This is a genomic window from Orrella dioscoreae (assembly GCF_900089455.2).
In the GTDB taxonomy this organism is placed as follows: domain Bacteria; phylum Pseudomonadota; class Gammaproteobacteria; order Burkholderiales; family Burkholderiaceae_B; genus Orrella; species Orrella dioscoreae.
Genome location: NZ_LT907988.1, coordinates 483,610 through 495,457, shown reverse-complemented (window position 1 = coordinate 495,457; position 11,848 = coordinate 483,610). Strand labels below are relative to the sequence as shown.

14 protein-coding genes are annotated in these 11,848 nt (G+C 68.8%); 8 read left to right on the top strand and 6 right to left on the bottom strand.

Annotated elements, in window-relative coordinates:
- Positions 1-132 precede the first annotated feature (132 nt).
- Positions 133-717: a YceI family protein gene (locus ODI_RS02360; RefSeq protein WP_067756346.1), complete on the top strand. Its 585-nt coding sequence runs from the start codon at positions 133-135 to the stop codon at positions 715-717.
- A 45-nt stretch (positions 718-762) separates the two neighbouring features.
- On the opposite strand, the gene ODI_RS02355 is transcribed toward ODI_RS02360, so the two are convergent.
- Both ODI_RS02355 and ODI_RS02350 read right to left on the bottom strand, forming a co-directional pair.
- A complete protein-coding gene (locus ODI_RS02355) occupies positions 763-1,587 on the bottom strand; it encodes a hypothetical protein (protein ID WP_157929698.1) in 825 nt (274 codons plus the stop codon).
- 5 nt (positions 1,588-1,592) lie between these two features.
- Positions 1,593-2,579 (bottom strand): GlxA family transcriptional regulator, encoded by a 987-nt coding sequence (locus ODI_RS02350; RefSeq protein ID WP_082985392.1) that lies wholly within the window; start codon positions 2,577-2,579, stop codon positions 1,593-1,595.
- Between the two features lie 122 nt (positions 2,580-2,701).
- Here ODI_RS02350 and ODI_RS02345 point away from each other — a divergent pair, with 122 nt between their 5' ends.
- Entirely contained in the window at positions 2,702-3,058 is a 357-nt protein-coding gene (locus ODI_RS02345) for a DUF1428 domain-containing protein (protein WP_067756338.1), read from the top strand.
- A gap of 24 nt (positions 3,059-3,082) precedes the next feature.
- Entirely contained in the window at positions 3,083-3,556 is a 474-nt protein-coding gene (locus ODI_RS02340) for a VOC family protein (RefSeq protein ID WP_067756335.1), read from the top strand.
- A gap of 50 nt (positions 3,557-3,606) precedes the next feature.
- Here ODI_RS02340 and ODI_RS02335 read toward each other — a convergent pair whose 3' ends face one another.
- The 4 genes from ODI_RS02335 to gpmA all read right to left on the bottom strand — a co-directional run bounded on the left by ODI_RS02335 (position 3,607) and on the right by gpmA (position 8,193).
- Positions 3,607-4,398 carry a HesA/MoeB/ThiF family protein gene (locus ODI_RS02335; RefSeq protein WP_067756604.1) on the bottom strand — a complete coding sequence of 264 codons (792 nt, stop codon included), beginning with the start codon at positions 4,396-4,398 and terminating at the stop codon, positions 3,607-3,609.
- A gap of 5 nt (positions 4,399-4,403) precedes the next feature.
- The gene (locus ODI_RS02330; RefSeq protein ID WP_067756332.1) at positions 4,404-5,861 is read right to left on the bottom strand and encodes a S41 family peptidase; all 1,458 of its coding nucleotides are present in this window, start codon (positions 5,859-5,861) and stop codon (positions 4,404-4,406) included.
- 74 nt (positions 5,862-5,935) lie between these two features.
- Positions 5,936-7,438, bottom strand: a complete 1,503-nt coding sequence (locus tag ODI_RS02325) for a murein hydrolase activator EnvC family protein (protein ID WP_067756329.1) — start codon at positions 7,436-7,438, stop codon at positions 5,936-5,938.
- A 2-nt stretch (positions 7,439-7,440) separates the two neighbouring features.
- Entirely contained in the window at positions 7,441-8,193 is a 753-nt protein-coding gene (gpmA, locus tag ODI_RS02320) for a 2,3-diphosphoglycerate-dependent phosphoglycerate mutase (protein WP_067756326.1), read from the bottom strand.
- A gap of 214 nt (positions 8,194-8,407) precedes the next feature.
- Here gpmA and ODI_RS02315 point away from each other — a divergent pair, with 214 nt between their 5' ends.
- The 5 genes from ODI_RS02315 (at position 8,408) to ODI_RS02295 (ending at position 11,843) form a co-directional block, all read left to right on the top strand.
- The gene (locus ODI_RS02315) at positions 8,408-8,827 is read left to right on the top strand and encodes a rhodanese-like domain-containing protein (RefSeq protein WP_067756324.1); all 420 of its coding nucleotides are present in this window, start codon (positions 8,408-8,410) and stop codon (positions 8,825-8,827) included.
- Positions 8,828-8,899: 72 nt separating this feature from the next.
- Positions 8,900-9,157, top strand: coding sequence for a glutaredoxin 3 (gene grxC, locus ODI_RS02310; RefSeq protein ID WP_067756321.1), 258 nt, complete (start codon positions 8,900-8,902; stop codon positions 9,155-9,157).
- Positions 9,158-9,230: 73 nt separating this feature from the next.
- Positions 9,231-9,755 carry a protein-export chaperone SecB gene (gene secB, locus ODI_RS02305; protein ID WP_067756318.1) on the top strand — a complete coding sequence of 175 codons (525 nt, stop codon included), beginning with the start codon at positions 9,231-9,233 and terminating at the stop codon, positions 9,753-9,755.
- A gap of 7 nt (positions 9,756-9,762) precedes the next feature.
- On the top strand, positions 9,763-10,818 hold the full coding sequence (locus ODI_RS02300) for an NAD(P)H-dependent glycerol-3-phosphate dehydrogenase (RefSeq protein WP_067756315.1): 1,056 nt from the start codon (positions 9,763-9,765) through the stop codon (positions 10,816-10,818).
- A gap of 26 nt (positions 10,819-10,844) precedes the next feature.
- A complete protein-coding gene (locus tag ODI_RS02295; protein WP_067756313.1) occupies positions 10,845-11,843 on the top strand; it encodes a Bug family tripartite tricarboxylate transporter substrate binding protein in 999 nt (332 codons plus the stop codon).
- Positions 11,844-11,848 lie beyond the last annotated feature (5 nt).

Here is an 11,848-nt window from a genome sequence, read left to right as displayed (position 1 = left end):
CCTTGAAGAAGTGAAAAGCCAGGGCGCAACGGTAAGCTGAAGGCGAACTGAATGGACGCGCGACGGTCCATTTCCCGGTGCCTTGCCGCCAACCCGCGCAAGGCGCGTCCCGCCACATCATGGAGAAGCCCAATGAAGACAGTGAAGTCGTTCGTCCTGGCCGCCGGCCTGGCCGCCAGCACCGCCACCCTGGCCGCCCCGGTCACCTACGACATCGATCCGTCCCACACCTACCCCAGCTTCGAGGCTGACCACATGGGCGGACTGTCCAAATGGCGCGGCAAGTTCAACGAAACCAGCGGCACCATCGTGCTGGATCGCGCCGCGCGCACGGGCACGGTGGACGTCACCGTGAAGATCGATTCGGTGGACTTCGGCCACGACGAAATGAACCAGCACGCCGTGGCCCCGGACATCTTCGATGCCAAGCAATTCCCCACGGCCACGTTCAAGGGCAAGTTCACGGAGTTCGACGGCGACCGTCCCGAAAAGGCCACGGGCGAGTTCACGCTGCGCGGCGTGACGCGCCAGGTGACGCTGGACATCGACGACTTCGTCTGCATGGACCACCCGATGAAGAAGGGCACCGAGGTCTGCGGCGCCGATGCCTCGCTGGAGTTCAACCGGGGCGATTACGGCCTGGATTTCGGCCTGAAGATGGGCTTCAAGCCCGAAGTGAAGCTGCAGATCCAGGTGGAAGCGCTGCGCCGCGGCTAAGCCGCATGCCTCGCGCGCCAGGGCTCGATCGAGCCCTGGGCCTGATCACTTCGGCCTGACCCAGGGCGCCAGCAAGGTCGACAGCCGCTTGCGGGTTTGCGCCCGGGCCCGGTCGGCCTGCGCCTGCGGCAAGAAGACATCCTCGCCCGCCGAGGGCAGGCGGCCCTTGCCGCACAGCAAGGCGTCCGGGCCCCGCATGGGCGCGACGCGGATATCGAGGTCGTGGGCATAGCGCAGCAATGCCTGCTGGACGTTCTCGGGCAGGCTGCGCGCATAGGCCCACAAGGCAGACTGCCCGCGCCGCACGTTGTCTTCCCAGAAGACCAGGGCTTCGGCGTCGCGGCAACGGCGGCTTTCCACTTCGGCCACGGCCACGGCATACAGCGCGTGCGCCACGGCGGTCTGCCGCACTTGGTCGGCCTGCGCCGCCAGGGCCTCGGCCTGCGCGGGCGTGTCGCGCGCACTGTTCTCCAGCGTCTGGCCCATCGTCCAGAGACTGTCCGCATAGACGTAGGCCATCGAGGCCGGCGCGCCGGTATAGACCACCAACCGCTCCCAGTTCGCCTGCGCCGACAGCGAGGGCAGGTCGACGACGTGCTGCTTGGTCAGGTCGGTGATCCGCCACATGTCCTGCCTGGCCAGCGCGTCGTCCAGCTCGGCCCGATAGGCGGGCATCTCGTAACCCGGCTGTTCGCCCACATAGCGCGCCATGGCGGCGCGATAGGCCGAGATGATGTCGCCCGTGGCGTCATCGGGCGGCACGGCCGGGGGACCGGCGCGCGGCACCTCGGCGGCATGGACGGAAAGAGAGAGTGCAGCCAACGCACAGGCCAGCCAGGGCGCGACGGCGCGCAAAGAGTAGGAACGCATCGGCGTCATGTTAACTGCCCGGCCGCCGCCTTGGCATAGCGCTCGCGGTACAGCACCGGCGACAGCCCGCTGAACTTCACGAAGACGTCGCGGAAGGCCTTGGCGTCGCTGTAGCCCACTTCGTACATGACCTCGGCCACCGTCTCGCGCGAGGTTTCCAGCCGGCGCTTGGCGGCCTCCACGCGGATGCGCTGCAAGTATTCCAGCACGCTGCTGCCGGTGGCCTGGCGAAAGCGCCGCTCCAATGTGCGGCGTCCCAGCAGGAAGCGATCGGCCAGGTCGTCCACGGTGATGCGGTCGGCGTAGCGGCCCTCGATGTGATCCTGCACGCCGCGCACCACTTCGTCGGCATGGGTCTTGTCGCCCGAGAAGACGGCATAGGGCAGCTGGCTTTGGCGGCTCCAGTCCAGCTGGAAATACTTGGCGCACCAGATGGCCGTTACGCGGTCGGCGTATTTTTCAATCAGATACAGCACCAGGTGCGCGGCCGAGAACGCGCCGCCGCTGGTGTAGATGCCCTTGCCTGCCAGCACCACGCGGTCGCTGACCCATTGCACGGTGGGAAAGGCGCGCGCGTAGTCCTGGCGGGCGGCCCAGTGCACCACGGCACGCTGCCCGTCCAGCAGGCCGCCCGCAGCGGGCAGCGCCGCGCCCAGGCACAGGCTGGCCACTTCGCCGCCGGCCTGGTGATGACGGACCAGCCATTCGATGAGCGGACCATTGGCGCGCACGGCATCGGCCACCGGCCCCTGCAGCGGCGGCACCACGCAGAGATCCACCGCGCCGGTATCGGACAGGACGCCGTCGGCCAGCACCTGGATCCGTCCTCCATCGAGCCGCACCTGGGCGGTGGCGGCGATGAGGCGCAGGGAGAACCGCGGGGGATCGCCGCGCGCCTGCAGGTAGCGATTGGCCACCTGGAAACCGTAACGGGCGTTCTCCAGCATGGCGATGTCAGCACACTCGGGAACGAGAAAGGCGACGTTCTTCATGCCGGCGAGCTTACTCCAAAGCTGTCGCAATCCACCCGCCAGATTGTCGCAATCCGCCATCCGGCGGGAACGAGGCGGCCACTACAGTATCCCTGCAACAGCCCCCACTAGGAGGAACCATCATGAGCCAATACATCGACGGATTTCTGGTGCCCGTGCCCGCGGAACACATCGAGGCCTATGCCCGCATGTCGAGCAAGGCGGGCGCCATCTGGAAGGCGCACGGCGCGCTGGACTACCGCGAGTGCGTCGGCGACGACCTGGACGTGCCCGACATGACCTCGTTTCGCCAGTCCGCCGGCGCCAAGGACGGCGAGCTGGTCGTCTTCGCCTGGATCCTGTACCCCAGCAAGGAAGACCGGGACCGCATCAATGCCGCCGTCATGGCCGACCCGCGACTGAACTGCGAGGAAGCCAAGGGCATGTTCGACTTCCGCCGCATGGCCTGCGGCGGCTTCCGCAGCATCGTGCACGTCTGAATCACCCATTTTCTTGAGCCCGCCATGAACCAGCCCGTGAAACGCATTCCCGACGACATGCACGCGGTGACCCCGCACCTGGCCGTCGATGACTCCCGCGCCGCCATCCGCTTCTATAAACAGGCCTTCGGCGCCACGCAGGCCGCGCTGCTGCCCGGCCCCGGCGGTCGCATCATGCACGCCATGGTCCGCATCCGCGACTCGGCCGTCATGTTGCACGACGCCATGGCCGAATGCGGCTCACCCAGTCCCAAGGGGCTGAAGGGCACGCCGGTGACGCTGCACCTGTACGTGGAAGACACGGACGCCGCGTTCGCGCAAGCGGTGGCGGCGGGCGCGACGGCCGTAATGCCGCCCGCGGACATGTTCTGGGGCGACCGCTATGGCGTGGTGGAGGACCCTTTCGGGCACCGCTGGTCGATTGCGACGCACATGCGGGATCTGACACCCGAGCAGATTGCGGAAGAGATGAAGGCGTTCATGCCGGGCGGCGACTAGACGGCCAGATCCAGGCACGATGCCGGCCCTGGTGGCCGGCGTGATGGCATTCAGAGATCGACGGCCGCGCCGTCATCGACCTTGCCCGCGTGCGGTCTCACGCCGCACACCCGGCATTCAGGGTCGCGTTGGACACGGGCGCTGCGCCATTGCATGGTGAGCGCGTCCAGCCACTGCATGCGGCCGTCCAGGCTTTCGCCCAGGCCCATGATGAGCTTGAGCGCTTCGGCTGCCTGCATGGCGCCAATGATGCCCACGACCGGCGCGAAGACGCCCGAGGTGGCGCAGTTCATTTCTTCCGGCGTGTCGGTGTCGGGGAACAGGCAGTGATAGCAGGCCGAGCCGGGCTTGCGCTGGTCGAACACGGTGACCTGGCCGCCGAAGCGGATGGCCGCGCCGGACACCAGCGGCTTGGAGAACAGCACGCAGGCTTCGTTCAGCGCATGGCGCGTCTCGAAGTTGTCGGTGCAGTCCAGCACCACGTCGGCGGCCGCCACCTCGAGCTCCATCAGGGAATCTTCCAGGCGCAGCACTTGCGCGCGGACCTGGATCTCGGGGTTGATGGCTTCCAGCATCTGCTTGCCGGACTCGGCCTTGTTCTTGCCGATGCGCGCGGTGGTGTGCAGGATCTGGCGCTGCAGGTTGCTGAGCTCGACCGCGTCGTGGTCGGCCAGCACGATTTCGCCGACGCCGGCCGAGGCAAGGTAGACGGCGGCGGGCGAACCCAGGCCGCCCGCCCCCACCACCAGGGCCCGCGCATTGATCAGCTTCTGCTGGCCTTCGATACCGATCTCGTCCAGCAGGATGTGCCGCGCATAGCGCAGCAACTGCGCGTCATTCAGTTCGTTCATTTGCTCGGGCTGGGGGGCTCGGGCTGAACGCCACCGGGGGTGATCTTCAGGCGCTCGGTCTCGGTCTTGCCGCTCGCCTTCTGGTCAGCCGCGGCCTGCTTCGGACGCTCCTTCGCCTTTTCCACCGGCTTGCCATCCAGCACGTTGATGGCCTGCTTCAGCTGGAAGTCATCGGCGCCGCCGAATTCGAACATCTTCAGGTCGGACGGGGGGCCGTCGCCCGTCGAGCGGATTTCGCCCTCGGGGTTCTGCTGGTTCGACAGGTGACGCTGCAGGTCGGCTTCACGCGGCAGGCGGAAGAGATCGCCTTCGGCGGTGTCGGCCACGACGATGTCGGGCTCGATGCCGGTGGCCTGGATGGAGCGGCCCTTGGGCGTGTAGTAGCGCGAGGTCGTCAGCTTGATGGCGGTGTCGGCCGACAGCGGCAGGATGACCTGGACCGAGCCCTTGCCGAAGGTGCGGTTGCCCACGACCTTGGCACGGCCGTGGTCCTGCAGGGCGCCGGCCACGATTTCCGAGGCAGAGGCCGAGCCGACGTTGACCAGGACGACCATGGGCACGGTCTTGGCCCAGGCCGGCAGGTCCGTCAGGTAGTTGCGCTCGTTGCGGGCGAAGTCGATGGGATTGGCCATGTACTTGTGGCGCGAATCCGGCACGCGGCCGTCGGTCGAGACCACCAGCACATCAGGCGGCAGGAAGGCCGACGAGACGCCGATGGCGCTGGTCAGCAGGCCGCCCGGGTCGTTGCGCAGGTCCAGCACCAGCGCGCGCGGCGCGCCCTTGGCGCCCAGGTCGTTCAGGTGGCGGATGAGATCCGAGCCCGTCTTTTCCTGGAACTGGGCGATGCGGACGTAGCCGATGTTGTCGTCGAGCATCTTGCTGCGCACGCTGCGCACCTTGATGACGTCGCGCATGATCTTGATGGTGAGCGGCTGGGCCTGGCCCTCGCGCATGACCGTCAGGACGATGGGGGTCTTGGGCGCGCCGCGCATGAGCTTGACGGCGTCGGTCAGCGACATGCCCTTGGTGGACGTGTTGTCGATGCGCACGATGAGGTCGCCCGCCAGGATGCCGGCGCGCGCCGCCGGGGTGTCCTCGATGGGGGAGATGACCTTGACGAAGCCGTCTTCGGTGCCGACCTCGATGCCCAGGCCGCCGAACTCGCCCTGCGTGGCCGTCTGCATGTCGCGGAAGGCTTCCGCGTCCAGGTAGGCCGAGTGGGGGTCCAGGTCGGACAGCATGCCGGTGATGGCACCGTCGATCAGCGCCTTGTCGGAGACGGGTTCGACGTAGTTGTTCTTGATGGCCGCGAAGACGCTGGTGAACTGCCGCAACTCTTCGAGCGGCAGCGGCGTGCCGCGTTGGGCCACGGCGGTGATGCCCAGGCTGATCATGACGCCGGTCACGACACCGAGGCCGACCAGTCCGAAACTGCGATATTTACGAGTGCTCATGCACGTTCCCGTGTCGGTGTTGGGACTGCGCGCCAGCCGGCCGACAAACCGGCCCGGCGCATCGGCACGCGGGCTTACCGCGATATGAACTGATAAGGGTCGACGGGCGCCCCCCGGTGCCGAACTTCAAAGTATAGGCCCGAATCCACCTGCCCGCCCGTGGAACCCGCGGCGGCAACCGCTTCACCGGCACGGACGACGTCGCCCACCCGGCGCAACAGGCTCTGGTTGTAGGCATAGACGGTCAGGTATTGCTCTCCATGGTCGACGATCAGCAGATTGCCGAAACCGCGCAGCCAATCGGCATAGACCACGGTGCCGGCCGCCACGGCCTTGACCGGCGCGCCCTCGGCGGCCTTCAGCAGCACCCCGCGCCAGACGCCCCCTTCCGGACGGCTGGAACCGAAGCGCGCCATGACCTGCCCGGGCACGGGCGGTGTCAGGCCCGATTTCAGGCCCTTGAAGCCGCCGGCGGGCGGCAAGGTGGCCTGGGCGGACCCGCGTATCGGTTCCTTGACGGCTGAGACACGCTCTTCGGCCGAGGGTTCCATGGCTTTTGCCCGGGCGGCGGCCTGGGCGGCCTCGCGGGCACGGGCGGCGTCCTCGGCGGCCATGCGGGCCCGGGTGGCTTCGTCGGCCCGGCGGGCAGCCTCGGCGCGGGCAGCGGCCTCGCGCCTGGCGTCGCGTTCGGCCTGGGCGCGGCGCTCGGCCTCGGCTTTCCTGGCGGCTTCGGCGGCGGCAGCCGCCTTGCGGGCCGCTTCGGCGCGCCGGGCGGCTTCAGCCTTGCGCGCTGCCTCGGCGGCCTTGCGGGCGGCCTCGATCTGCTTTTCCAGGTCGCCGATGACCCGCGACAGGCGCTGGTTGTCCCGGTCCAGCCGGTTGGCCTCGGAACGCTGGGCCGACAACTGGCCGTCCAGCTTGGCCAGCAGGGTGGCACGGGTGCGCTGCTGGGCCACCAGGGCATCCCTCTGGGCGCCGGTGTCGGTCTCGACCTTCTGGATCTCGGCGCGGCGGGCGTCGGCGGCCTGCTGCAGGTCGGACAGGCGCTGCAATTCACGCTGCAGGCGCGCCAGCGCGTCGGCGCGGGCGCGCGAGACGTAATCCAGGTAGCCCAGGTTGCGGCCGATTTCCTGGGGGTCGTCGCCCGACAGCATGGCCGTCCAGGGCGACAGGCCGCTGGCGTACTGGGTGCGCAGCTGGGCGGCGAGCTCTTCGCGGCGCACGCCCAGTTCCTTGTTCTGCGCGACGATCGCGTCTTCCAGGCGCTCCAGCTCGCCGCCGGCCTGCTTGCGCTGGGTGGCCAGCTCATCCAGGCGGCGGTTGATGCGGGAGATCGCCGTTTCGGATTCGCGCAGCGCGTCGGCCGCTTCCTTGCGGGCCGACTCGCGTGCATCGATGTCCTTCTGCAGGGCGTCGATGCGATCGCGCAGTTCGGCCTGGCGTGTTTCCGCCTCGGACTGGCGCGCAGCCATGTCCGCGGAGACCCCCTCCTGGGCCAGGCCAGGCGGGGTTGCCACGGCCAGCAGGGCCAACGTGAAGCCGGCCGCCGCGCTAGCCGCCGCGCGCGCTTTCGTCATGATCAGCCTTGCCTGGCCTTGCCCTGGGCGGCGACGGCCGCCATGGCGGCGGCGATCTCGTCGGCGTTGCCCAGGTAGTAGTGCTTGATCGGACGCAGGTCGGCGTCCAGCTCGTACACCAGCGGCTGGCCGGTCGGGATGTTCAGGTTGACGATGTCTTCCTCGGACACGTTGTCCAGGTGCTTGATCAACGCGCGCAGGCTGTTGCCGTGGGCGGCGATCAGCACGCGGCGGCCGGCGCGGATGGCCGGGGCGATGGACTCGTTCCACAGCGGCAGCACGCGCGACACGGTGTCCTGCAGGCATTCGGTGGCCGGCAGTTGCTCGGGCGTCAGGCGGGCGTAGCGGCCGTCGAAACGCGGATGGCGCGGATCGTCCAGTTCCAGCGGGTTCGGGGCGATGGCGTAGGCGCGGCGCCAGATCAGCACCTGCTCGTCGCCGTACTGGGCGGCGGTCTCGGCCTTGTTCAGGCCCTGCAAGGCGCCGTAGTGGCGCTCGTTCAGGCGCCAGCTGTTGTGCACCGGGGTGTACATGGCATCCATGGCATCCAGCGCGATCCACAGGGTGCGGATGGCGCGCTTCAGCACCGAGGTGTAGGCCAGGTCGAACGCATAGCCCTCGCGCTTGAGCAGTTCGCCCGCCTGGCGGGCCTGCTCACGGCCGGTTTCGGTCAGGTCGACGTCGGTCCAGCCGGTGAAGCGGTTCTCGAGGTTCCACTGGCTCTCACCGTGGCGCATCAGGACAAGTTTGTACATGGCGAATGCAGGTTAAAGTTGAAGAATCCGCTCATTTTATAATCTTGCGGTTTCGGTCCGGGGTTTTGCAGCAAAGGCGCGCCTTTGCGGCGACAATCCGGGCTCCGTCGCTTCCCCCCGCGGGCCATGCGCGCGTGGTGCGCCGGGCCTCGCGGCACGAAGCCCTTTTGACCGCCCTCTTTGACACGCGTGCCTTGGCGCGCAGGACAGCAACGTGGATTTCCTTCTCCAGCAAAACAACCTTCTCATCCTCGGCGTCGCCATCCTCTCGGGCCTGATGCTCGCCTGGCCCGCGATCAACCGTGGCCGCGCCGGCGCGGCAGTGGACACCGACGCGGCCATCCGCCTCATCAACCAGAAGCAGGCCGTGCTGATCGACGTGCGCCCCGCCGAGCGTTTCCAGGCCAGCCACATCGCCCAGGCCCGCAGCGTGCCGCTGGATGAAATCGAACAGAAGGCCGCCTCGCTGCCCAAGAACAAGCCGCTGATCGTGGTCTGCGAACTGGGCCGCGACTCCGGCAAGGCCGTCGCCAAGCTCAAGGCCCAGGGCCACACCGAGGTCGTCGCGCTGGAAGGCGGCCAGCAGGCCTGGATCAAGGCCGGCCTGCCCACCACCGGCAAGAAGGCGGCCTGAGCCAGGCAGCCTGAGCCCGATCCGAGGCCGGCCTGGGTCAAGCCCAGGGCTGGCCGCAGCAAGGAGTCATCCATGAAAAAAGTCATCATGTACAGCACGGCCGTGTGCCCGTACTGCGTGCGCGCCGAAATGCTGCTCAAGCAGCGCGGCGTGGCAGAGATCGAGAAGATCCGCATCGACACCGACCCGTCACAACGGCAGGTCATGATGGAGCGCACTGGCCGGCGCACAGTGCCGCAAATCTATATCGGCGACACGCACGTCGGCGGTTTCGACGACCTGGCGGCGCTGGATCGCGCCGGCGGGCTGGAACCGCTGCTGGCAGACTGACACCTGCCCTGACGTCCACGATCCGGCGGCTTGCCCGCCACCCCCTTTACCTCCTCTCTACCCAGGAAGCCTCATGTCCGAGCAAGACCAAGCCGCCCAAGCCGGCCAGGAACCCGCCTTCAACCTGCAGCGCGTCTACCTGAAAGACCTCTCCCTGGAGATGCCCAACGCGCCGCACGTCTTCCTGGAACAGGAAGGCCCCAAGGTCGAGATCAGCATCAACGTCGGCGGCCAGCGCCTGGCCGAGACCATCTTCGAATCGACCGTCACCGTCACCGTGACGACCCGCATCGAAGACAAGGTGCTGTACCTGGTCGAGGCCACGCAGGCCGGCATCTTCGAACTGGCGAACATCCCCGCCGAGCAGCTGGATCCGCTGGTCGGCATCGTCTGCCCGACCATGCTGTATCCCTACCTGCGCGCCAACGTCGCCGACGTCATCACCCGCACCTCGCTGCCCGCGCTGCACCTGGCCGAAGTCAACTTCCAGGCCCTGTACGAACAGCGCATCGCCGAGCTGCAAGCCCAGCAGCAAGGCCAGGCGACCAACGGCGCCGACAGCGGCATCATCCTGCCGCCGGGCGCCACGCGCCAGTAAGCGCGCGATGCCTGCCCCCGCCGCCATCCAGCCCCAGCAAGGCCGCCTGCGCGTGGCCGTGCTGGGCGCGGGGGCCTGGGGCACCGCCCTGGCCGCCGCCGCCGCAAGACTGCATCCCACCCTGCTGTGGGCCCGCGACGCGGCCCAGGCCGCGGCCATTTCAAGCGCCCACGAAAACATCCGATATCTCCCTGGCGTGCGCCTGCCCGCAACGCTGGGCTGCACCGACAGCATGGACGCCGTCTATGCGCACCTGCGCGACGGCGACCAGGCATTGATCATCCTTGGCGTGCCGGTGGCCGGCCTGCAGGCCGCCTGTGCGGGCCTGGCGCTGGGCCTGCCCGCGCATGGCCTGGGCCACGCCGCCGTCGCCTGGACCTGCAAGGGTTTCGAGGCCGACACCGGCCGCCTGCCGCACGAAGTGGTGGCGCAGGCGCTGGCCGCCGTGCCCGCGCTGGGCACAGGCGTGCTGTCCGGCCCGTCCTTCGCGCGCGAGGTCGCGCAGGGGCTGCCCGTGGCGCTGACCATCGCCAGCCCCAGCGCCGACGTGCGCGAGCTGGCCATGGCCGGCCTGCATGGCGGCAACGTCCGCGTCTATGCCAGCCAGGACGTGGTGGGCGTGGAGGTGGGCGGCGCGGTGAAGAACGTCATCGCCATCGCCTGCGGCATTGCCGACGGCCTGGACATGGGCGCCAACGCGCGCGCCGCGCTGGTCACGCGCGGCCTGGCCGAGATGACCCGGCTGGGCGTGGCGCTGGGCGCGCAAGCCGAGACCTTCGCCGGCCTGACCGGCCTGGGCGACCTGGTGCTGACCACCACCGGCGACCTGTCGCGCAACCGCCGCGCGGGGCTCGAAATCGGCCGTGGCCGGCCGCTGGCCGACATCCTGGCGGGCGGCATGACCGCCGAAGGCGTGCGCTGCGCGCGCGCCACGCTGCAGCGCGCCCGCGCGCTGGGCGTCGACATGCCCATCACCGAGGCCGTCAGCCGCGTGCTGTTCGAGAACCTGGCGCCGCGCGACGCCGTGCAATTGCTGCTGGGCCGCGAGGCCGGCTTCGAATAACGCATAACAACACCCGGAGACCCGCGATGGTGCCTGGCAATGTCTTCACCGCCCGACTGCGCCAGTTCGGTGCGGCCCTGACCGCTGCCTGCGCGCTGCTGGCCGGTGCGCCTGCCCAGGCCGACTGGCCCGAGAAGCCGGTGCGCATCATCGTGCCGTATCCGGCGGGCTCCTCGCCCGACACGCTGGCGCGCGCCATTGCCGGGCCGCTGTCCGACGCGCTGGCCCAGCCCGTCATCGTGGAAAACAAGCCCGGGGCGGGCGGCAACATCGGCACGCGCAGCGTGGCACATGCCAAGCCCGACGGCCATACCCTGCTCTACACGATCAACGGCCCGCTGGTGACCGCGCCCACGCTGTATCCGCGCACGCTGGGCTACGACCCCGGCGCGGATCTCGCGCCCATCTCGCTCATCGGCACCAGCCCGAACGTGCTGGTGGTGGCCAAGAACCTGAACATCAAGTCGGTCGAGGAACTGGTGGACCTGGCGCGCCGCCGCCCGGGCGCCATGAACTATGGCTCGGTCGGCCCGGGCAGCTCGGCCCACCTGGCCATGGAAATGTTCAAGCATGACGCCGGCATCGACCTGCTGCAGGTGCCCTACTCCGGCTTCCCGCAGGTCATCACGGCCATCCTGGCGGGTGACGTGCAGGCGGGCTTCATGGTGCCTGCCATCGCCATGCCGCAAGTGCGCGACGGCCGCGCCCGCGCCCTGGCCGTGACCAGCCTGCAGGCGGACCCGGCGCTGCCTGGCGTGCCGCCCATGTCCGAGGCGGGCTACAAGGACTTCGAATCGATTTCCTGGAATGCCATGCTGGCGCCGGCGGGCACGCCCACGCCCGTCATCGAGCGCTTGAACCGCGAACTGGCGCGCATCCTGGAGCGCCCGCAAGTGCGCGAGCAATTCGCGCAGCAGTTCTTCACCGCCAGGTCTTCCACGCCCGAAGCGCTGTCGCACCGGATCCGGGATGAAAAGGCGCGCTGGGACGCCGTGATCACGCGCCTGGGCCTCTCGCTGGACTGAGCGCG